Below are 19,144 nucleotides of genomic sequence, written 5' to 3'. Positions count from 1 at the left end.
CCTTGCTGGACGAATCCGCTAAATGACACAATTTGTCAGTACTATCTCCGGAAAAGTCTGCTACACATGGTATATGTCAGCCACTTTTATCAGTTACAGACGCAATGACAGCGCTGGTCACACCGGCCGCTTATACGACCATCTCTGCGAGTCACTTGGAGAGGGAAATGTTTTTCGTGATATAGACACGATAAAACCCGGCTCTGATTTTGTTGATGCGGTACAGGATGGTATCAAGCACTGCTCCACACTTGTGGTTGTTATCGGCAATCACTGGTTGACGGCAGAAGATGAGTCCGGTCGTCGACTTGACCATCCATTGGATTATGTACGACTTGAAATCAGTTCAGCACTAAAACAGGGCATCCAGGTGCTCCCGGTACTGGTCGAAGGCGCGAGAATGCCTGACCCGACAGATCTTCCCGAAGATATAGCACCACTTGCACGTCGACAGGCGCTACAACTCAGTGACGATCGCTGGGACTATGATGTCAGCCGGCTCATCTCGGCATTGGCAGAACCTGATATAACAAGAGAATACCCTCAGAAAACAGATGCTATTTCCACTGATGATATAACAGCCATTGCAGCGCATCACATCCCCTCTGACAAGAATACTATTGAGAAAAAAAATAAATCACGGCTAATCAGTACGCTTGTTCTACTGATGATTTTGTCTGCCGGTTTGGTTATATGGCTCTGGCCTGGAAAGCAGCAACCCCCAGCCAGTTCGAAAAAAATCGAAGAGAAAACATTGCCGATAGAAACCAAAGAGATTGTGGTAATTGACAATGACAGTGTAAAAATAGAAAGGAAATGGGATGAGAGCGTCATTATAGAAGCTAAAGAAGCTAAAGAAGCTAAAGAAGCTAAAGAAGCTAAAGAAGCTAAAGAAGCTAAAGAAGCTAAAGAAGTTAAAGAAATTGAAGTGGAATCAATTCAGTTCCAGAATGAAATCACACTACTGCTTGATAGGGCCCGTGAAAATCTCAATAGACTACAACTGACTTCACCTAAAGAGGATAATGCTGTAGAGAAATACCGCAGGATACTTGAACTGCAACCTGGCCACACAGAAGCGCTGCATGGACTGGAACAGGTCAGCAGAACATATGTAGGCCTGGCGACTAAGGCCGCCGAGGGGAACGAGTTCAACAAGGCCGACTCTTACCTCAATCTGGCAAGATCCATCAAGTCAGATATCCCGGCAATCCGTCAAGTCGAGCAACTCATCTCATCACTACGGCAAAGACAGGAACAAGCAGAAAAATCAGCCGCAAACAGGGAACAGAAGGATGTGCAGTCCGACCTGCAGTCTCTGGAGCAAGAACAATCCAGACTTAGCTGTGAAAGTGGCTGTAAAAATGAGGCCCTGCAATGTGAACAGAAGGCGCAGACAATTGACTGCTCTATGAAGAAAATTCAGACACAGTGCGACGACATGCACAACGAATGTCTGCGTGATCCGCAAACCTTATTGACCTGGGGCGAATTAGGCGCAGCCGCTGAGTGTCTGGGGATATATAATCAGTGCAAGGAACAGCAATTAAAGGCGTGTGAAACCTCACAAAGCAAGCAGCTAACAAAGTGCCAGACCAACTTGGATAGTTGCCTGATAAACTGCCTGTGAACGGTTATTTATATATATTCTCAAACAACTCTATATTCAGAATTTCTTTGAACCAATATCCATAGTTATGACACACCAATTATATATAGTTGATGTATTTGCGGAGCAGCCCTACTCAGGAAACCAGCTGGCCGTCATCGTTGGTGAAGATGCCCTCTCTTCTGAAACAATGCAACAGCTTGCGGCGGAGATGAATTTTTCAGAAACAACCTTTGTAACATCCGAGCCTGGTGCGGATGGTGCTTACTCTGTAAGAGTATTCACACCCGCCCGGGAGATTGCCTTTACCGGACATCCCATACTTGGTACGGCCTGGGTTATTCGTCGTTATGTTGCGCCTGAATCATATGATGTGATCCGGCTTGAGCTGGCCGTAGGTCAAGTGCCGGTTGCCTTTGAGACGTCGGCTGATGGACGAGAAGTTGCCTGGTTCATCGCGCCACCCATGTCACTTGGGGCCACAACATCCAGTGAAGCGGTTGCAGCGGCGCTTGGTATATTGCCGGAGGATATCGACACCAAGGCGCCGATTCAGGTTGTATCCGCCGGCACCTCGGCGATGATTGTCCCACTTTGCTCGTTGGATGCACTACAACGGAGCAAGCTGGATCTTGAGCGGTTTGCCCCTTTGGCGGCACAAGGTTTTCCGCCTCTTGTCTACCTCTTCTGCCAACAGACGAGAAACTCCCGGAACAATCTCTCGGCAAGATTCTTTTTTGATGCGCACGGGGTGCGGGAAGATCCGGCAACAGGAAATGGTGCCGCCTTTCTGGGTGCTTATCTGTTAGAGCATCAGATCCTGCCTGAGGCAGAGATTTCCCTGCGGATTGAGCAAGGCCATGAAGTTCGTAGGCCCTCTTTGGTCATGTTGCAGGCAAGTGTGCAACAAGGTATTCCACAAGTGCGTGTCGGCGGATATGTTATTCCCACGGTTCAGGGAGAGTTGATCTGAGACTAGCAGAGATAAAACCCTGTCGATGTTTTGTTGCTTCCGCACAATGCTGAAAATACGAATCAACAGTTTTTAAGGCAGTTTGATCTGGCTTGAAAATAGGTGAAAACGGGGAGTGGAGTCGGGAGTAAATTCGCTGTAGATAATACCGTCGACACTGTCGTTCAGGTCATAGCCACAGGCCCCATTGAAGCTTCCGCTGCTTCCATTCACCCGGGTCACGAGTACAGGTAAACCGGCGCTGCGCTCGACGACGGCGTTGGCCAGATCGCTTATCCGAAACACCAGGCAGCCGTTGTATCGGATATCTGCCCCATCCCCGTCCTCAACGCCGGTTACGATCAGGTAGGTGGCTGTTGAGGTATCCACCAGCTCTGGCGCGGCATAGAAGTCAATCGGATGGTCACTGAGGGAAAACGCAGCGGCGTCGTCGGTGGTGAGCAGATCCCCCAGGTAAGCGCAGGTTGCAAAGCCGCGGTCACAACGCAGCAGAACGATCTTTCTCTCCCCGGTACATTGCAGACTGATATAGATGCCTTCGTTTTTTGCCAGCACGCCCGGTTCGGTATATACAGTGCAGCCACCAAGATCTGAGCTGAAAGCCGTGTCTAGTGGAAACTCCGGTGGGCCGATAATCGGGTCCATATCGGCGCTGTTGTAGAGCAACCCCGTAAAGAGCTTGCGCTCGTCGCTCCAGGTGCCGTCGGGTGACGCGGCGCTGCTGTAACCGATCCAGCTGTTCTGAAACAGGGGGGTTGGCGCCGGATTTCCAATGGCCACAACACGGTGCCAGAGCATCTTCCAGCGGCGGTTGGCATCGCTGTCGTAGGGATCGTGGAACAGTCGTGAGACCTCGAAGCGCCATGTGGCCCAAAAAGTATCGGTGCCGACGGTCACTTGAAAATCGGGCACCAGGTGGGAGCGGTTGGGATCGACACCGGCGTCAACCCAATTTGCGCCGCCGTCCTGGGACATGGCGATGCGCGTGTGTACCTGAGACAACAGGGGATCGTCATTTGACCAGTTAACACTGGAGTGACTCATCCACAATGTTGAGGCGCCGTCCCATGCGGGCGCCGGGTCGAAAACACCATCGTCACCCGGCGTGGCGATCATCTGCAGTTCGACAGCCGTGGGCGATGTGTCGTCGTTGCTATTTCCACCGCCGCCGCATCCATAGACTAGCAGCAGGATTAGCAGGGATATGATGATACAGCGCAACATTCTGGCGCCTCTCACAAGCTCTCAATCACAAGATCTTACCACATAAGCTGCGCGGCCTTTTTCCTGCGAATCATGTACTAGGGCCTGTTAACAGGCCCTAGTCTGAAAACCACCTTGGTTACCACAAATTGCAGAAACCCGGTTGCAGCGAATAACTCTTCCTATATCCTCTATCTCAAAGAGTATCGGTTGGTGGTTGTATGAATTGAAAACGTAAGCCAACAAAAGCTATCCTGCCCGGATCAACCATTAGGTCCCCGCCATATTGAGGATGCAGCCATCCATGAATAACGATACAGGATTCGCCAACACTTCGAGGCTTGATCGATGCAGATAGCCCAGGAACTGATCGAGACCACGGAACGCATTGCTCACAGCATCGAACTCCCGGTCATCGAGGAGATCATTCTGCCGAGACCCGACTCCCCGCAGATACACGATGCCGAGTTCGCAGCCATCTGTCTGCAAGACGGCAGCATGGGTTTTTTCTATACCCTGCTGGATGACACCATGCAGCGTTTGCACGCTGAGATCGATGCGGATGCCTGGCGGGGCAAATCGCCAATTATGTTGGCACGTCACTATGGTGAGTCTGATCCGCTGGCGCGGAGCATGGGGCTCGGTGCCATCAGCGCGGTAACCCAGCATCTCTTTCGTATTTCCGGGTATGAGCCGGATACACAGACAAATTCAATGGCGAAGATGGCGTTTTCTCAAACCGACCATATCGGTATGGTGGGCTATTTCCCACCGTTGGTGGAGCGTCTGCGCGAACAGGGTGTGCGCTTGTGCGTGATCGAAAAGAGAGCGGAATTCGTACAACAAGGTGATCTGTTCCGGGTGACCCTCGACCCGCGTGCCTTGCGCGACTGCAACAAGATCCTCTGTACCGCGGCCACCCTGCTCAACGATTCATTGGATGAGATTCTCGCCCACTGCGGCCATGCCCAGCGGGTGGCGGTGATCGGGCCGACCGCCGGGTGTCTGCCAGACCCCTTGTTCTCCAGGGGCGTCGATGCGGTCGGTGGCAGCAGGACGGCAAATCCGGTGAGCCTGAAGCAGCGGTTGCGAGATCAACTGGAGTGGGCCGATGCGGTGGAGAAATACACCATAGAGAGGGATAACTATCCCGGCTTCGACCAGCTGCTGCTCAGGGCGTCCCGGTAGTGACCTGAATGCCCTGCATGCGTAGTGCCACGCAGACCGGGTTTCGCGACTCCTGGGTGAGCCGCACGCGGCTCGCCGCGGGGAGACACTGGTTGGTATCGAGATAGACGCACTCGATTTCGCACGTCTGCTCGAGGCCCGTGAGCACCGATTCTATAATGCAGCGGATATCCACCACAACGGAGTTGCAGAAGTAGAGATATTGAGTCTGCGGGCTGTAGTGCACACGGCCCATATCCAGGTTGTAGACGATCTGGATCTCACCGCTGTTATTACTGATGGAGACCTGGCGTCTGTGGCTGAGAAAGGCCCGTCGGTTCTCATCGCTTAGTCTGGATACCGGCATGAAAGGGGGGCTCCGTTGGAGGGCGTATTGATCTTCAGTATAGCGCACCTGGCAAGCACCGCTGACCTGCTTCATAATGTAAGGTCTGCAGTTTAACCGAAAACGGGTTTTTGAATGCTATTGACACTTCTGACCATCGAACAACACAACCTTTTCTTGTATTTGTCGGATTTGCTTTCAAGGGATTGGGAGTTGGGCCGAACCGCGCAGCTTTAGGACTGATCGATGGAAGTCGATGAAGTGGAACTGAGTGATCGAAAATTCATGCAGCAGGCACTGCTGCTGGCGCAAAGGGCGGAATCCGAGGGTGAGGTGCCGGTAGGTGCTGTGGTTGTGTTGGACGGTAAGGTTATCGGCGAGGGCTGGAACCAACCCATCGGGCTGCATGATCCAACTGCTCATGCCGAGATCGTAGCGCTACGTGACGCTGCGTCCAGGATAGGTAACTACCGGCTGCCGGGCAGCACACTGTATGTCACCCTAGAGCCATGCCCGATGTGTGCGGGAGCTATCGTACATGCCCGTGTTGAGCGGGTGATCTATGCCGCCGACGATCCCAAGGGGGGGGCAGCCGGCAGTGTCTTTGATCTGTTACCAACGGATCAACGATTCAATCATGGTGTGGCAGTAAAGGGGGGAGTGCTGCAGCAGCGCGCTACTGATCTGCTCAAAGATTTCTTTCGACGTAAAAGATGATAAAAATCAACGGGAGTTATAGGTGATGTACCCCAAGCTTCAAATTCTCTGCATTGGCATAATTCTGATTGCGATACTGGGGCCAGGCAGTGTATTTGCTGATCCATTGGCTAATTATGAGCGCTGTATCTGGGAACAGCTACAGGATGCGGACCATGAAATGCGTATCGGCGAGTTGAAAAGACTATGCCTGGATCTTCCCGATCCTCTCGCCCATCCCACAGTCAGTGACAGTGAGCCCTTGGCTCCGGTAACGGAGAAGAGCATTTCACTGGTGGAGAGACGCCTCCATGCGGAGAAGGAGACCCGTTCCAACCCCTTTGTGCTCTCCCCGCATAAACAGAACTATGTATTGCTGGCATCCTACAACGATAAACCGAACTACGAGGTCTACAACACCCCGCCCTCTGAATTCGACCGTCTGGAGATGAAATTTCAACTCAGTTTCAAGATACCGATAGTGGATTCCCTGTTCGACACCCGTGCGGATCTCTATGCCGCCTATACCAACCTTTCATTCTGGCAGGCCTTCAATCGGGATATCTCATCTCCTTTCCGCGAAACTATGCATGAACCTGAGTTGTTTCTGGCGATACCCAACGACTGGCAGCTGTTTGGCTGGAGAAACGTGCTGCAGCAGTATGGGGTGGTGCATCAGTCCAACGGACAGGGAGGTTATTTGTCGCGCAGCTGGAATCGTGCCTATGCCAACTTTATCTTTGAGAAAGACAATTATCTGGTGAGCATAAAACCCTGGTATCGCATACCTGAGGATAATGACGACAACCCGGACATCGATGATTTTCTTGGCAGATATGAATTACGCGGAATCTACAAGCGAGAGAATCAGACCTTCAGCCTGATGTTGCGAAACCTGTTTGATGGTGAAAGACGAGACACGCTGCAGCTCGATTGGAGTTTTCCCATTCATGGGCGGTGGCGTGGATATCTGCAGTATTTCAATGGCTATGGTGAAAGTCTGATCGACTATAATGCGGAGAGCCATCGTCTTGGTTTCGGTGTGCAACTGACCGATTGGCTATAGCGCCTCGGGGTTGATGGAGAGTGCGTGAGGGGGATTCTGTTGCGCTTGCTTTGCCAGTTCCATCTGCTTTAGTTGCCATTTCAGCAACTCATAGTAGGCGCGGATATTGTCCACGTAGTTGACCGGCTCCTTACCGCGGGCATAGCCGCGTTTAAGGCTGGTGTACCACTTCTTGAGACTCAGTTTCGGCAGATGTTTCTTTACCTCGGCCCATTTATCAGGATCGTCTTCCAGGTGTTCGGTCAGGATGCGTGCATCCTCCAGGTGACCGAAACCCACATTGTAACCAGCCAGTGTCAGCCATAACCTGTCCGGCTCCTGAATCCTCTCAGGTAATAGTTTTTCGATATATCGCAGATATTTTGCACCCCCGATGATGCTCTGTTTCGGGTCGAGCCGGCTCTCGATTTTCATCTGCTTGGCTGTGGCCAGGGTGAGCATCATGATCCCTCTCACCCCTGTGGGTGACTTTGCCTTGGGATTCCAGTGTGACTCCTGATAACCGATTGCGGCCAGCATGCGCCAATCGATACCGGTAATTTCAGCTGCCTCCTCGAAGTAGTCCTGGTATTTCGGTAGCCGGTTATTTATGTGCTTGACGAAGGTGCGCAGTTCGACGAAGTTGAGTCGGCCGATATGGCCGTAGTGACGCTCGATCAACTGGGCCAGGGTGCCGTTTTCACGGATGTTGTTGAAAAACGCCTCCATCGCCTCGAACAGGCTGGCATCCTCCGCGTGGGCCATGGCCCATGCCAGGGGCTGGGGTTGGGTCAGGTCGAAGCCGACCTTGAGATAGGGCATGAAACGACGGGTTACGGAGAATTCATTGGAGTCAGCGATGGTGAAGTCGATTTTTTGCTCCTGCACCATCTGCATCAATTCGGCGCTCTCCAGATCGGTATGGCTGACCCACTCCAGTGTCGGGTGGGTCTGCTTCAATCGCTGCAACTCCTGTTCGTGGCTGCTGGCGGCGAGGACATGCAGTTGCTTGCCGATCAGGTCTTCGATCTTTCTCGGGCGCTTGTTGCCGACGCGATAAACCACCTGCTGGGTAATCTCCTGGTAAGCGGGACCAAAACGAATTTCGGCCTCCCGTTCCGGGGTGACTGTCAACCCGGCAGCTGCCAGATGGGCGTCCCCATTGATCACGGTGGGAAGCAGATAGTCGAAGTGCTTGGGAATGATGAAGTGGGCCTTGACCCCAAGCTCCTTGGCAAAGAGTTGTACCAATTCATATTCAAAGCCGGTCAGTCCTTCCGAGCCTTCATACAGCGTCGTGCCGCTATTCCGGGTAGCGACGATAAGCTCACCGGAAGCCTTGATACGCTCCACCAGGGGAGGAGGGATACTGCAACTGCCCAACGCTGAAACAAGACTAAGCAGACAGAGAGTGACCAGCAGTTTAGGTAGTATTGGCTGCATCTAACTCAGTGGCAGGTTATTACTTTTTGTTATGACTAGCGGAATGGTTATAGACTCCATGGTAAGCAAAACAGTGTGACGAAACTGGTCAAAGAATGACCTCTTAGTCCTTAACTCTAGCTCATTTAGTATAGAATAAGGCAGTTCACCTTATACATGGTTACTCTTGGTAACCTATTTTGACAGCTGAGGCATTGATTTTAGGCAAATAACCGAGTTTATAATCTTAGAATTACAAGAAGCATAGTTCCAGCAGGCATAGTTCCAGTTGGTCCACAAGTATCTGTGAGCCACAACACGATCAGGAGAGGTGCCGGAGTGGCCGAACGGGCCTGACTCGAAATCAGGTGATCCCTTACGGGATCCGAGGGTTCGAATCCCTCCCTCTCCGCCAATTTATGTCGGACCTTTTAAAGAATAAAAAGTATAAGAGAGCATAAATACGCTACCTTATCCATCCTGCCCTCGCGCAATCCTCGCCCAATTGATAAAGATCAATACCTCGCTATCAGTCTGAGTCAACACTGATAAATAGCAGACTGTACTCAGGGCTTGTTGTCCGAAGGAAAGTGCTGTGTCCCATCGATCAGGTTTCACTCTAACTACTGCGGCAATCCCTGATATGGATAGTCCGACGCCGTTGTATTCGCGCCATAGTACAGCGATCTATTGGCTGGGGATCACCGATGAAACGGCTTTTAGATGCAACACCTATCTAATTGTTGATGGCGACCAGGCTTTATTGGTAGATCCCGGCAACCGCTCTTTCTTTGATCAGGTGATGACGCGGGTTTCGCAAATCATACAGCCGGAGAATGTTACTGGACTGATACGCTGTCACCAGGATCCGGATGTTGCGGCATCAATGATCGATTGGCTGGAATTGAATCCTGAAATGCCGGTCTATTCCTCACCCAGAACCCATGTCCTGCTTCCCCATTACGGTATTTCCGATTACAACGTTTACGATATTGTCGCCAATCCCGAACTCGCCCTGCCATCCGGTTACCATTTGAAATTTATAGAGGCTCCGTTTCTGCATTTCCCTGGTGCCTTTGTAACCTATCACTCGGAAAGCGGTTATTTGTTTTCCGGTAATATTTGGGCGGCCCTTGATACAGATTGGAGTCTGACAGTTTCCACTTTCGAGACACACAAAGAGAAAATGGACCTGTTTCACCTGGATTACATGGCATCCAATCTGGCAGCTCGGGATTTTATTCAGTCGCTATCCGGGATAGAGATCCAGGCCATACTACCCCAGCATGGATCAATCATCGGTACCCCCCATGTTGACAGCGCAATGGATTATCTGAAGCAACTACGGTGTGGAACCGACCTAATCTACCCTGAAATCCCCTGAGCAATAACATGCGCACCCTCACCGCGGAAGCTCAGGAACAGGTCTCGAAAGTTCCTCGTGAAAAAAAATTGCTCGAGGAGAGCCTTCGTCAATCAATTCGATTGGGAAAACTGCGGGAAAAGGCCTTCAATAACCTGATTACTGTTGAGCGTCAGCTAAAGAAGAGCGAGGCAAGATTCAAAAGTATCGCAATGGCCACCAGGGAAGGTATCATCATCATCGATAGTGAATCCAGAATTCAGTTCTGGAACCCCGCTGCGGAAAAAATACTTGGGTACACCTCAGCTGACGTGGCTGATCAAAACATCCACGAACTGCTTGTACCCGAGCGCCTCAGAAGCATCGCCAACCAACACTTCAATCGATTCGTGGTTCAATACGGTAAGGATTTTGAATCTTGGACCAAACATCTACTCACCGGGTAACACTCTTTTACGATGCGGCGTGCTTAGTTGGTGCCGATGAAGCTGTGCGGACCCTGGCATCCAGGGTGCCGGTCTCGAGCGTATAACAGTGATATTCATTTCAATGTTGTGTGATGGTAGGCAGCGCCTGCCGTTCGTTGTCACTGAACCGCTTCAAGCGGTAGAGCTTCCAGGCTTGCTTCTGCCGGTGACACATTCCGTAACGAAATGCGGGAGTAAGGTAGGGCAGCGTATAGCGAAGATCGGTAAACCACACACAGGTTTCTTCTCCCTCATTATCCAGGCGATACAGGACTGGAAAGCGGGCGAACTCCCTGAATTTCAAGAAAAGCGGCTGACGCCACGCCTCATCGACCAGGGGGGCGAGGCCAGCGTCATCTCCCAGCAGGCTTTCCTGTCGCCACTCAAGCGCAGTGGGTCCCCGGTAGTGATTGATGACGGCCTTATCGTCGGCAATCAGGCTGAGATAGGCAACCCGATACCCATCCCCGACCCGGTTGATTGCCTGCCAGTAGAAGGGTGAGAAGGGTTGTGGCAATAGATGCAGATCGGACGCTTCGGACAACTGTGCGGATACAATCTGGTAAGCATGATTTCTGAATCCCCATTGTGCGCCCAGATAGAGAGTGAGCAGTAGCAGACCGCTCAAAGCCGTATCTCGTGCAGGGTGGCGCAGACAGTACAGGAGGGTTGCTGCAAGCAGAACGGTGACAATTCCGTCGATGACAAAGCTCGTACCGAAAGCGTAGAGGGCAGGTGATAGCGGATAGAAAATTCTGATCCCGAAGACCGTCAGCAGGTCGAGCAGGATATGGGAAGTAATCCCGAGCCCGCACAGGGCGTAGACCATGAACCTCCGTCTCCTTGCCCAGAGGGAGAACGTCCAAAGTGATGCCAATAATCCAGCCCACAAGGGCATGAGTAACAAAGAGTGGGTCGCACTGCGATGCCAGTCCGCAAGGAACAGCAGGGGATCTATCCAGAAACTCAGATAGTCGATATCCGGGAATGCCGCGGCGGTGCCGGCAACAGCCAGTCGCATATACAACTCCTTGGCAGGAGCAGATTTGGTTCGGGTGACCGCTAACGTACAGACCGCACCGAAAAGAACATGGGTGACAGTGTCCATCGGCAGGTGACTATTTTCTCCTCAGTGGATCGGTCCCTCGGCACTCTGCGCGGTATTCGCCTTAGTCTCACCATGTGCCGGGTTGAAATCTTCATGCCCTGTCCTGCTGAAAGGTGTAAGCAATCGTGCCACTGTTTCAGCGCGACTCAACAACCGGTCAAGTAATCGCCTGGTCTTTTCCGCTTCATTGGAATTGTCAAACAGCCAGTGTGCGAAACTGGCAAGATAGATATTGGTCAGCCCTATCTCTTCAACGACTCTATGTAGATGAATGGCGTCGCGTTGTGACGCTTCCAGAATCCATTGAACTGTGCGGCTAATCCTCAGCAGGCCGAGTACCTGCAAATGTATGTGACCCAGCTCGAACTTATACATCAGCATATCCCGGCTGATGCGACGATGATGCTGCATCGACATCAGCCAGCACATGATGGAGCGATGAAGACGTTCACGGGTGGTCAGGGAGAGGTAGTCCGGCAGGGCGGCGTCGGCCAGCATGGCGCGGTCCGCGCGATCGTACCAGGCCTCCACCAGGTCGTCTTTCTGTCGATAGAAGCGGTGTATCACCTCAAGGTCGATGCCCATCTCGATCGCTACATGGTGCAGTCGCATCGATTCCCATGAGCCTTCCTCGGCCAATCGAACGGCCGTATCGAGGATACGTTCTGCCAAAGGGTCGATAGCTGTTTCCCGGAGGGGGGGCGAATAGGGCTGGGTTGTCATGGCATTAATGGTGATGAGTTATGGGTTTCTAGCAGTATAGTCGTTGGTCCGTTTACATTGCAGGCCGTTCATGGTGACGTGTTAAGCAAAATAAAAAAAGAAAAAACAAAGGGATAGGATTTTAGGTCGGTGTGGAGATTGAATATACCCTGCTCTAAGCATATCTACTGTTGAGCACTCGTCAGTGTCTCTAGGGTCTAACCGCATGGGTAGCAAAACCGGCAAATTTGCCCAGAGGAGAGTAATGGAAACCATCCTGGCGGGAATTTTGATGTTGGCGCCGGCGATCTTTTTCATCCTGCTGATCGCTGGCGGAATCATCATGGCGAGCATATGGATCTTTGCCCATCTACAGATCGACAAAGCAGGAAAGAAGCAGAGCGTAGAGAGAAGAAGCGGTAGTGACAGGCGTCATACCGTCATGCAATAGGCTGCTCCTCCCTGAGCAGGGAGGAAAAGGCCTGGGCCGCGGGGGAGAGCGAGCTGCCCTTTTTGGCAATGACCGCCAATTCACGGGCGATGTTGAGTCCGCGCACTTCGATTTCACAGACGCCCGCCAGGGTATCCACGCCCATGCGGCTGACAAATGCGAGGTTACCAGTGGTGGCGACCATGCGCAGGATGGCCGGTATTGAACGCAGCTCCATCACTACATTCATCTCAACCCCGGCGTCGCGCAGTGCCGCATCGATGATCTGGCGCACCGCGGTGTCGGCCTCGAAGCCGACAAAGGCGAGCCCGTCGAGGGCCTTGGCGTCGATCTCGCCCTGGCGCGCCAGGGGGTGGTCCTGGGGGGCGACCAGCACGATGCGATCGGTGATCAGGGGCCATATCTGCAACTCCCTGGCCTGAACGGGCAGGGTGACCAGTCCAAGTTCCAGGCGGCCGCTGATGACATCCCCGGCGACTTCGATACTCCCTGCCTCTTTGAGTTGAAAGCGAACCCCGGGATGCTCCTGCCGAAAGCTGGCGATCGCTTTCGGCAGTACGAAGGAGACCGCGGTTGCACCACCACCGATACGCACGGTGCCCCCTTCCAGACCCTGATGTGCCCGGACCTGTTCACGCAGGTGGTCGAAACGGTTGACCAGGACGCGTGCCTCGCGTTCGACCAAACGGCCAATCTCGGTCAGTTGAGCACCTTTGCGCCCTCGGGAAAACAGTTCGGCGCCAAGGTGCTCTTCCAGCTGCTGCAGGCGGCGGGAGAGGGCGGGCTGGGTGAGACCGATACGGTCCGCAGCTTCGGTGATGGAGCCTGTGTCGGCCACTGCCAGGAGCGATCTCATGAGTTGAAGATCCATAATCAGGCAATAATAGCATGCAAAATATTTATGATATATATGCGAACAATCCATTATACGTATGGATTAGCCTCTGCTATCTTCCTAGTCCTAATTTCTGGCATACCCAAATGGCAGTTAACTTAAGCCGTGAACCACCGTCATCCCGGCGCAGGCCGGGATCCAGATTGCTTGATGGTGACGGTATCCCATAAGCCAGGACGCAGCCAATAAAGGCGGGTCCCCTAACAGAAGTGAGGTCATCCATGCTCCAAGCCTATCGCCAGCACGTCGAAGAACGCGCCAAACAGGGAATTCCCCCGCTGCCGCTGGATGCGCAACAGGTCGCCGATCTGGTGGAGTTGCTGAAGAACCCGACTGCCGGCGAGGAGGAAACCCTGCTCGATCTCCTCACCAATCGTGTACCGCCGGGGGTGGACGATGCCGCCTATGTGAAGGCGGGTTTTCTTGCCGCGGTGGCCAAGGGTGAGGCTGAGAGTCCGCTGGTGGATAAGCGTAAGGCGGTTGAGTTGCTCGGTACCATGCTCGGGGGCTACAACATCCTGCCCCTGATCGAGCTGATGGACGACGCCGGGCTGGGCGAGCTGGCCTCTGAGCAGCTGAAGTTCACCCTGCTGATGTTCGACGCCTTCCACGATGTGAAAGAGAAGGCCGATGCAGGCAGTGCCAATGCCAAGGCGGTGCTGCAGTCCTGGGCCGACGCCGAGTGGTTCAAGCGTAAGCCAGACGTGCCCGCCGAGATCAAGCTGACTGTCTTCAAGGTCACCGGCGAGACCAATACCGACGACCTCTCCCCCGCCCAGGATGCCTGGTCCCGTCCCGATATCCCGCTGCATGCATTGGCGATGCTGAAGAACGAGCGTGAGGGTATTACGCCTGACGAGCAGGGCAAGATCGGCCCGATCTCCAGCCTGGAGTCACTCAAGCAGAAGGGTCATCCCCTGGCCTATGTAGGCGATGTGGTGGGTACCGGTTCCTCCCGCAAGTCGGCCACCAACTCGGTGCTCTGGCACATGGGCGAGGATATCCCCTTCGTGCCCAACAAGCGCCAGGGCGGTGTGGTGCTGGGGGGTAAGATCGCGCCTATCTTCTTCAATACCGTCGAGGACTCCGGTGCCTTGCCCATCGAGTGTCCGGTGGACAAGCTCGGCATGGGTGACGTGATCGTGGTCAAGCCCTACGAGGGCAAGATCGAGAGCGATTCGGGTGAAGTAATATCCGAGTTCTCCCTCAAAACCGAGGTGCTGCTGGACGAGGCCAAGGCGGGCGGTCGTATTCCCCTGATCATCGGCCGTTCCCTCACCGAGCGGGCCCGTGAAGCTCTTGGCCTGGGTGCCACCGACGTCTTCCGTCGCCCGGTGGATCCTGAAGATTCGGGCAAGGGCTTCACCCTGGCCCAGAAGATGGTCGGCAAGGCCTGCGGCGTGGAGGGGATCCGTCCCGGCACCTACTGTGAGCCGCGTATGAGTACCGTCGGCTCCCAGGACACCACCGGTCCCATGACCCGGGACGAGCTGAAAGAGCTGGCCTGTCTCGGCTTCTCCGCCGACCTGGTGATGCAGTCCTTCTGCCACACCGCAGCCTATCCCAAGCCGGTGGATATCAGCACCCAGCATACCCTGCCCGATTTCATTCAGAACCGGGGTGGTGTCTCCCTGCGTCCCGGAGACGGCATCATCCACTCCTGGCTCAACCGCATGCTGCTGCCCGATCAGGTGGGCACCGGTGGCGACTCCCACACCCGCTTCCCGCTGGGTATCTCTTTCCCCGCCGGTTCCGGTCTGGTTGCCTTCGGCGCGGCGCTGGGTGTGATCCCGCTGGATATGCCCGAGTCGGTGCTGGTGAAGTTCACTGGTGAGATGCAGCCCGGCATCACCCTGCGTGATCTGGTCAACGCCATCCCTTACGCCGCACTGCAGCGGGGTTTGCTGACGGTGGAGAAGAAGGGCAAAAAGAATGTCTACAACGGCCGCATCCTGGAGATCCAGGGGCTGCCCGATCTGACCGTAGAGCAGGCCTTCGAGCTCTCCGACGCCTCCGCCGAGCGTTCCGCCGGTGGTTGCAGCATCGAGCTTTCCGAGGAATCGGTTGCGGAGTACCTGCGCTCCAATGTCACCATGCTGCGCTGGATGATCGACAACGGCTATGAAGATGCCCGCACCCTGGAGCGTCGCGCCCGGGCCATGGAAGAGTGGCTGGAGAACCCGAGCCTGATGCGCGCCGATGCGGACGCCGAATACGCCGAGGTCATCGAGATCAACATGTCCGAGATCAAGGAACCTCTGCTGGCCTGCCCCAACGATCCGGATGATGTGAAGCCCCTGTCGGAGATCGCCGGCACCCAGATCGACGAGGTCTTCATCGGCTCCTGTATGACCAACATCGGTCACTTCCGCGCCACCGCCAAACTGCTGGAGGCCTCCGGTGAGTCTATACCGACCCGGCTCTGGCTGGCGCCGCCCACCAAGATGGACGAGCAGCAGCTGATGGAGGAGGGCGTCTACAACGTCTACGCCAGTGCCGGCGCCCGTACCGAGATGCCCGGCTGTTCCCTCTGCATGGGCAACCAGGCGCGTATCGCGGCGGGTTCCACGGCGGTCTCCACATCAACGCGTAACTTCCCCAACCGCCTGGGGCAGGGCGCCGATGTCTTCCTATCCTCGGCGGAGCTGGCCGCGATAGCCGCCGTCATGGGCAAGCTGCCCACGGTGGATGAGTACATGGCCTACGCCACCAAGATCGACTCCATGTCACCGGAGATCTACAAGTATCTCAACTTCGACAAGATGGATGAGTATGTGGAGTCGGCCGGTCGCGGTAAAGAGATTGCGGTTAAGTTGATTGCCTGAGGGTCATGACAGACCGGAGGGGTATGCCTCCGGTCTGTAACGGTAAGGATTGGAAAAAAGGGGTCAGTACCCTTATTTCACTTATTTAATTACCGTTTTCTTCTTATTTGGGCGTCCTCTTCTTGCCTGACCTACTTTACACTTTAGTTGCTTTTCAATCTGCTCGCAAAAGCGAGCATTGCCAAGGGGTGTGCCGGTTTGAACGCTCGCACGGATATCGTGAACCCGATCATCAGCTAGTGCATTGCAGAATAATTCACGATAATAAAATTGCCTGTCTTGGTAACCCTGGGCAAGTTGTCGATATACAGCATGAGGAGTAGTCAATTTGTCAGTGTACTGGGTGGCGTTGCCCCGATAACTGGACCAACGATAATCGATTGGTTTTTTTACCATACCCGCCCGAACTGGATTGAGTTCTATGTAACGCATACAAGACAATAGATACGTGTCACTGTCAATCACGCATCCTTTGTGGCGACCTTCCCACAATGTACCAGACCTACTGTAGGTATTATTGATATAGGGAACATAATGGCGGCCTACGAACTGTATGATTTTACTGATCGCCTCAGACGATTCGGGTGTTAGAAGTAAATGGACATGATTAGTCATTAAACAATAGGCGTGGATGGCGCAACCGTGCTTGTTCGCACCCTCTTTCAACCATCCTAAATAGGCCTGATAGTCATCTGATTCAAAGAATACGGGTTGGCGACTATTGCCACGCTGGATTACGTGGACCGGGATACCTGGTAAATAGAAACGGCGTTTTCTTGGCATTTGAACATCCTTGTTCAGATGGCTATTGAAGAATGATTGTACTAACTATATGGGCTTATGGGTACTGACCCCTTTTCTCCGCTTTTCTCCTTTCTTCTTCTTGACCCATCTACAACAAGTTCTATGTGGTTTTATTAACCCCGATTAGTCAATGGTATTGGTATCCGTTGAAAGGGAATAATCTAATCTTCAGTTACGTCATAAGTTATAAATCAGCAATAAACCATGGCAATGATTCCATTTGGTCCCACCAGAACGATTAACAAGCGCTACGCAGAGCTGCAACCACAGCTTTACCGGCTCGCCTGGTCGTGGTGTCGGAATGCGGACAACGCCCAGGACCTGGTGCAGGAGACCTGGGCAAAGGCGCTGGAGCGCAGCAGTCAATTGCGCGACCAGGAGAAGCTGTTGCACTGGATGACCCGCATCATGGTGAATACATATCGTGATAATCAACGGCGAGGGCATGATGACTTGAACCTGGATCAGGTCGAGATTCTAGGTCATGACGTTACCAGCGAAAACCTTGATCGTCACGATGATATACGACGGGTGCAGGATGCCGTTGCGCAACTGCCGGATGAGCAGCGTCTGGTGTTGACCCTGGTCGATCTGATGGAGTTTTCCTACGCCGAAGTAGCGGATACCTTGGAGCTGCCGATCGGAACGGTGATGAGCCGGTTGAGTCGGTCGCGTAAAAAGCTGCGTGAGTTTTTGACAGTGGAAAGAGATGAGCGAAGACACATGGAATTACGGAGAGTGAAATGAAAAAGATTGGACCAGGAATCTCTGAAGAGATGCTCAATGCCTTGGTCGACAAGGAATATTCTCCCAGCGAACAGGCTGAGAAATTACGCCAGGTCCGGGATGACTATGTTGCTGCCACCGAGCTGTGTCATTTACGCGAGCTAAAGGAATCCGTCCGCCTTGCCTATGCGGAGCCACCCCAGCCGAAGTCTGAGCGCCGCAGCAAAAAATCGGAGCGAATTCCATTGGCTATGGCTGCAGCCCTGTTATTGCTTGTCGGCGTCACCCTGATATTTCAGCAGCTGACCCCTTTGTTGTCATGGAGCGGTGCGGAGCGTTTCGTCGTTCTGGATCCCGAGGGGCGCGGACATCGCCCGGCGATTGCCTCCGATCAAGAGATGCGCGTGGTGTTTCATGTGCAGGATATCGACCGGATCAGCTCAAGGGAGCTTTTGGACGAGGTTGAGGGTTTACTGCTCGACTTTCATGGACGCGGCGAGACGGTGCGCGTCGAGGTGGTGGCCCACGGTAATGGATTGGGGCTGCTTCGCTCCAAGCTGTCGACCGAGGGTGAGCGGATATCCCGCATGGTACAGGACTATCCCGCCCTTACTTTCGTCGCCTGTCGCAACACCATCCAACGACTAAGCGTGGAAAAAGGCATAGAAGTTGTCCTGCTACCGGAGGCAGCCACTACCGAATCCGGTGTTGCCCATGTCGTACGCCGTCAGAACCAAGGTTGGTTCTATATCCAAGTATGATTACGCCCTGCAAATGGCACAAGGGCGAAATCACTCAATATAACTAAGTGCCTGAAGCCAATGTGAGGATGCAACAGATGAAGATAATTCGAATTTTACAGTGCACCATGGTTTTACTCGGTATGGTCGCTTTCAGTATCGCCGTCGCCGATTCCTATGGTAAGCAGAAGGTGGTCTACCATATCAACTATGACAATCCTAAAACCCAGGCGGGGGCGATGCGCAACATCCAGAATCATATCAATGCGGTTGGCGCTGAGAACCTGGATCTCAAGGTGGTCCTGCACGGTAAGGGATTGAGTTTGTTACTTGAGCCGGATCTCGCTGCAGAGACAAAATTACCGCGGGGAAACGCAACGGATGATATGCAGGCCAAGATATCCGGCCTCAAAGATCAAGGAGTCAACTTCAAGGTTTGCGCCAATACCGTTAAAGGTAAGAAGATCGATATCGCGGAACACCTCTACGACTCCTCCGACGGTGATGTGGTGCCGAGTGGGGTTGCTGAACTGGCTAAGCTGCAAGCGGTGGGGTATACCTATATAAAACCCTGATGTAATTAATAAATTGATATCGTTGAT

The 19,144-nt window shown here is 53.4% G+C and carries 19 protein-coding genes and 1 tRNA gene; 13 read left to right on the top strand and 7 right to left on the bottom strand.

The features are described 5' to 3' along the window. Positions 1-22: 22 nt before the first annotated feature. Positions 23-1,630 (top strand): toll/interleukin-1 receptor domain-containing protein, encoded by a 1,608-nt coding sequence (locus R2K28_RS17915; protein ID WP_316366609.1) that lies wholly within the window; start codon positions 23-25, stop codon positions 1,628-1,630. A gap of 67 nt (positions 1,631-1,697) precedes the next feature. Then, positions 1,698-2,582, top strand: a complete 885-nt coding sequence (locus R2K28_RS17910; protein ID WP_316366607.1) for a PhzF family phenazine biosynthesis protein — start codon at positions 1,698-1,700, stop codon at positions 2,580-2,582. 72 nt (positions 2,583-2,654) lie between these two features. Here R2K28_RS17910 and R2K28_RS17905 read toward each other — a convergent pair whose 3' ends face one another. Further along, entirely contained in the window at positions 2,655-3,806 is a 1,152-nt protein-coding gene (locus R2K28_RS17905; RefSeq protein ID WP_316366605.1) for a hypothetical protein, read from the bottom strand. 327 nt (positions 3,807-4,133) lie between these two features. On the opposite strand from R2K28_RS17905, the gene R2K28_RS17900 reads away from it, so the two are divergent. Next, complete coding sequence (locus tag R2K28_RS17900) at positions 4,134-4,973, top strand: Rossmann-like domain-containing protein (RefSeq protein ID WP_316366604.1); 840 nt, start codon at positions 4,134-4,136, stop codon at positions 4,971-4,973. Here R2K28_RS17900 and R2K28_RS17895 read toward each other — a convergent pair. Next, positions 4,957-5,394 (bottom strand): hypothetical protein, encoded by a 438-nt coding sequence (locus tag R2K28_RS17895; protein WP_316366603.1) that lies wholly within the window; start codon positions 5,392-5,394, stop codon positions 4,957-4,959. The two genes, R2K28_RS17900 and R2K28_RS17895, sit on opposite strands and share 17 nt — an antisense overlap. Positions 5,395-5,544: 150 nt before the next feature. Between R2K28_RS17895 and tadA the strand changes: the two genes are divergently transcribed. Then, entirely contained in the window at positions 5,545-6,015 is a 471-nt protein-coding gene (gene tadA / locus R2K28_RS17890) for a tRNA adenosine(34) deaminase TadA (protein ID WP_116447506.1), read from the top strand. Positions 6,016-6,040: 25 nt separating this feature from the next. Then, positions 6,041-7,060 (top strand): phospholipase A, encoded by a 1,020-nt coding sequence (locus R2K28_RS17885; protein ID WP_316369772.1) that lies wholly within the window; start codon positions 6,041-6,043, stop codon positions 7,058-7,060. On the opposite strand, the gene mltF is transcribed toward R2K28_RS17885, so the two are convergent. After that, positions 7,055-8,482 carry a membrane-bound lytic murein transglycosylase MltF gene (gene mltF / locus R2K28_RS17880; RefSeq protein ID WP_316366600.1) on the bottom strand — a complete coding sequence of 476 codons (1,428 nt, stop codon included), beginning with the start codon at positions 8,480-8,482 and terminating at the stop codon, positions 7,055-7,057. The two genes, R2K28_RS17885 and mltF, sit on opposite strands and share 6 nt — an antisense overlap. A gap of 304 nt (positions 8,483-8,786) precedes the next feature. On the opposite strand from mltF, the gene R2K28_RS17875 reads away from it, so the two are divergent. The 3 genes from R2K28_RS17875 to R2K28_RS17865 all read left to right on the top strand — a co-directional run bounded on the left by R2K28_RS17875 (position 8,787) and on the right by R2K28_RS17865 (position 10,270). Then, positions 8,787-8,876, top strand: a tRNA-Ser gene (locus tag R2K28_RS17875). A 228-nt stretch (positions 8,877-9,104) separates the two neighbouring features. Continuing rightward, positions 9,105-9,845 (top strand): MBL fold metallo-hydrolase, encoded by a 741-nt coding sequence (locus tag R2K28_RS17870; protein WP_316366598.1) that lies wholly within the window; start codon positions 9,105-9,107, stop codon positions 9,843-9,845. Positions 9,846-9,853: 8 nt separating this feature from the next. Beyond that, complete coding sequence (locus R2K28_RS17865; RefSeq protein ID WP_316366596.1) at positions 9,854-10,270, top strand: PAS domain S-box protein; 417 nt, start codon at positions 9,854-9,856, stop codon at positions 10,268-10,270. A 100-nt stretch (positions 10,271-10,370) separates the two neighbouring features. Here the strand turns inward: R2K28_RS17865 and R2K28_RS17860 are convergent, their stop codons facing one another. Continuing rightward, positions 10,371-11,399, bottom strand: a complete 1,029-nt coding sequence (locus R2K28_RS17860) for a metal-dependent hydrolase (RefSeq protein WP_316366594.1) — start codon at positions 11,397-11,399, stop codon at positions 10,371-10,373. A 21-nt stretch (positions 11,400-11,420) separates the two neighbouring features. Further along, entirely contained in the window at positions 11,421-12,071 is a 651-nt protein-coding gene (locus tag R2K28_RS17855) for a TetR/AcrR family transcriptional regulator (protein WP_316366592.1), read from the bottom strand. A gap of 256 nt (positions 12,072-12,327) precedes the next feature. Here R2K28_RS17855 and R2K28_RS17850 point away from each other — a divergent pair, with 256 nt between their 5' ends. Continuing rightward, positions 12,328-12,552, top strand: a complete 225-nt coding sequence (locus R2K28_RS17850) for a hypothetical protein (RefSeq protein ID WP_316366590.1) — start codon at positions 12,328-12,330, stop codon at positions 12,550-12,552. On the opposite strand, the gene R2K28_RS17845 is transcribed toward R2K28_RS17850, so the two are convergent. Then, complete coding sequence (locus R2K28_RS17845; RefSeq protein WP_316366588.1) at positions 12,542-13,408, bottom strand: LysR family transcriptional regulator; 867 nt, start codon at positions 13,406-13,408, stop codon at positions 12,542-12,544. The two genes, R2K28_RS17850 and R2K28_RS17845, sit on opposite strands and share 11 nt — an antisense overlap. Before the next feature lie 260 nt (positions 13,409-13,668). On the opposite strand from R2K28_RS17845, the gene acnB reads away from it, so the two are divergent. Then, entirely contained in the window at positions 13,669-16,272 is a 2,604-nt protein-coding gene (gene acnB / locus R2K28_RS17840; RefSeq protein WP_316366586.1) for a bifunctional aconitate hydratase 2/2-methylisocitrate dehydratase, read from the top strand. A gap of 81 nt (positions 16,273-16,353) precedes the next feature. Here acnB and R2K28_RS17835 read toward each other — a convergent pair whose 3' ends face one another. Then, positions 16,354-17,055 (bottom strand): transposase, encoded by a 702-nt coding sequence (locus tag R2K28_RS17835; protein WP_316366584.1) that lies wholly within the window; start codon positions 17,053-17,055, stop codon positions 16,354-16,356. Positions 17,056-17,280: 225 nt separating this feature from the next. Between R2K28_RS17835 and R2K28_RS17830 the strand changes: the two genes are divergently transcribed. The 3 genes from R2K28_RS17830 to R2K28_RS17820 all read left to right on the top strand — a co-directional run bounded on the left by R2K28_RS17830 (position 17,281) and on the right by R2K28_RS17820 (position 19,117). Continuing rightward, positions 17,281-17,823: an RNA polymerase sigma factor gene (locus R2K28_RS17830; RefSeq protein ID WP_316366581.1), complete on the top strand. Its 543-nt coding sequence runs from the start codon at positions 17,281-17,283 to the stop codon at positions 17,821-17,823. After that, positions 17,820-18,563 carry a DsrE family protein gene (locus R2K28_RS17825; protein WP_316366580.1) on the top strand — a complete coding sequence of 248 codons (744 nt, stop codon included), beginning with the start codon at positions 17,820-17,822 and terminating at the stop codon, positions 18,561-18,563. The genes R2K28_RS17830 and R2K28_RS17825 overlap by 4 nt, the downstream gene beginning before the upstream one ends. Before the next feature lie 77 nt (positions 18,564-18,640). After that, positions 18,641-19,117, top strand: a complete 477-nt coding sequence (locus R2K28_RS17820; RefSeq protein ID WP_316366578.1) for a DsrE family protein — start codon at positions 18,641-18,643, stop codon at positions 19,115-19,117. The last annotated feature ends 27 nt before the right edge of the window (positions 19,118-19,144 follow it).

Source organism: Candidatus Thiodiazotropha sp. CDECU1, assembly GCF_963455295.1.
Classification (GTDB): domain Bacteria; phylum Pseudomonadota; class Gammaproteobacteria; order Chromatiales; family Chromatiaceae; genus Thiodiazotropha.
Note: the sequence above shows the minus strand (reverse complement) of the source record. Positions and strands in the feature narration are given on the sequence as shown.

Coding starts and splice junctions, on each gene's coding strand:
- R2K28_RS17835 (WP_316366584.1), bottom strand. CDS start 17,055: ATGCCAAGAAAACGCCGTTTCTATTTACCAGGTATCCCGGTCCACGTA.
- tadA (WP_116447506.1), top strand. CDS start 5,545: ATGGAAGTCGATGAAGTGGAACTGAGTGATCGAAAATTCATGCAGCAG.
- R2K28_RS17830 (WP_316366581.1), top strand. CDS start 17,281: ATGGCAATGATTCCATTTGGTCCCACCAGAACGATTAACAAGCGCTAC.
- R2K28_RS17905 (WP_316366605.1), bottom strand. CDS start 3,806: ATGTTGCGCTGTATCATCATATCCCTGCTAATCCTGCTGCTAGTCTAT.
- R2K28_RS17915 (WP_316366609.1), top strand. CDS start 23: ATGACACAATTTGTCAGTACTATCTCCGGAAAAGTCTGCTACACATGG.
- R2K28_RS17845 (WP_316366588.1), bottom strand. CDS start 13,408: ATGAGATCGCTCCTGGCAGTGGCCGACACAGGCTCCATCACCGAAGCT.
- R2K28_RS17865 (WP_316366596.1), top strand. CDS start 9,854: ATGCGCACCCTCACCGCGGAAGCTCAGGAACAGGTCTCGAAAGTTCCT.
- R2K28_RS17885 (WP_316369772.1), top strand. CDS start 6,041: ATGTACCCCAAGCTTCAAATTCTCTGCATTGGCATAATTCTGATTGCG.
- mltF (WP_316366600.1), bottom strand. CDS start 8,482: ATGCAGCCAATACTACCTAAACTGCTGGTCACTCTCTGTCTGCTTAGT.
- R2K28_RS17860 (WP_316366594.1), bottom strand. CDS start 11,399: ATGGACACTGTCACCCATGTTCTTTTCGGTGCGGTCTGTACGTTAGCG.
- R2K28_RS17910 (WP_316366607.1), top strand. CDS start 1,698: ATGACACACCAATTATATATAGTTGATGTATTTGCGGAGCAGCCCTAC.
- R2K28_RS17895 (WP_316366603.1), bottom strand. CDS start 5,394: ATGAAGCAGGTCAGCGGTGCTTGCCAGGTGCGCTATACTGAAGATCAA.
- R2K28_RS17850 (WP_316366590.1), top strand. CDS start 12,328: ATGGGTAGCAAAACCGGCAAATTTGCCCAGAGGAGAGTAATGGAAACC.
- acnB (WP_316366586.1), top strand. CDS start 13,669: ATGCTCCAAGCCTATCGCCAGCACGTCGAAGAACGCGCCAAACAGGGA.
- R2K28_RS17870 (WP_316366598.1), top strand. CDS start 9,105: ATGGATAGTCCGACGCCGTTGTATTCGCGCCATAGTACAGCGATCTAT.
- R2K28_RS17820 (WP_316366578.1), top strand. CDS start 18,641: ATGAAGATAATTCGAATTTTACAGTGCACCATGGTTTTACTCGGTATG.
- R2K28_RS17900 (WP_316366604.1), top strand. CDS start 4,134: ATGCAGATAGCCCAGGAACTGATCGAGACCACGGAACGCATTGCTCAC.
- R2K28_RS17825 (WP_316366580.1), top strand. CDS start 17,820: ATGAAAAAGATTGGACCAGGAATCTCTGAAGAGATGCTCAATGCCTTG.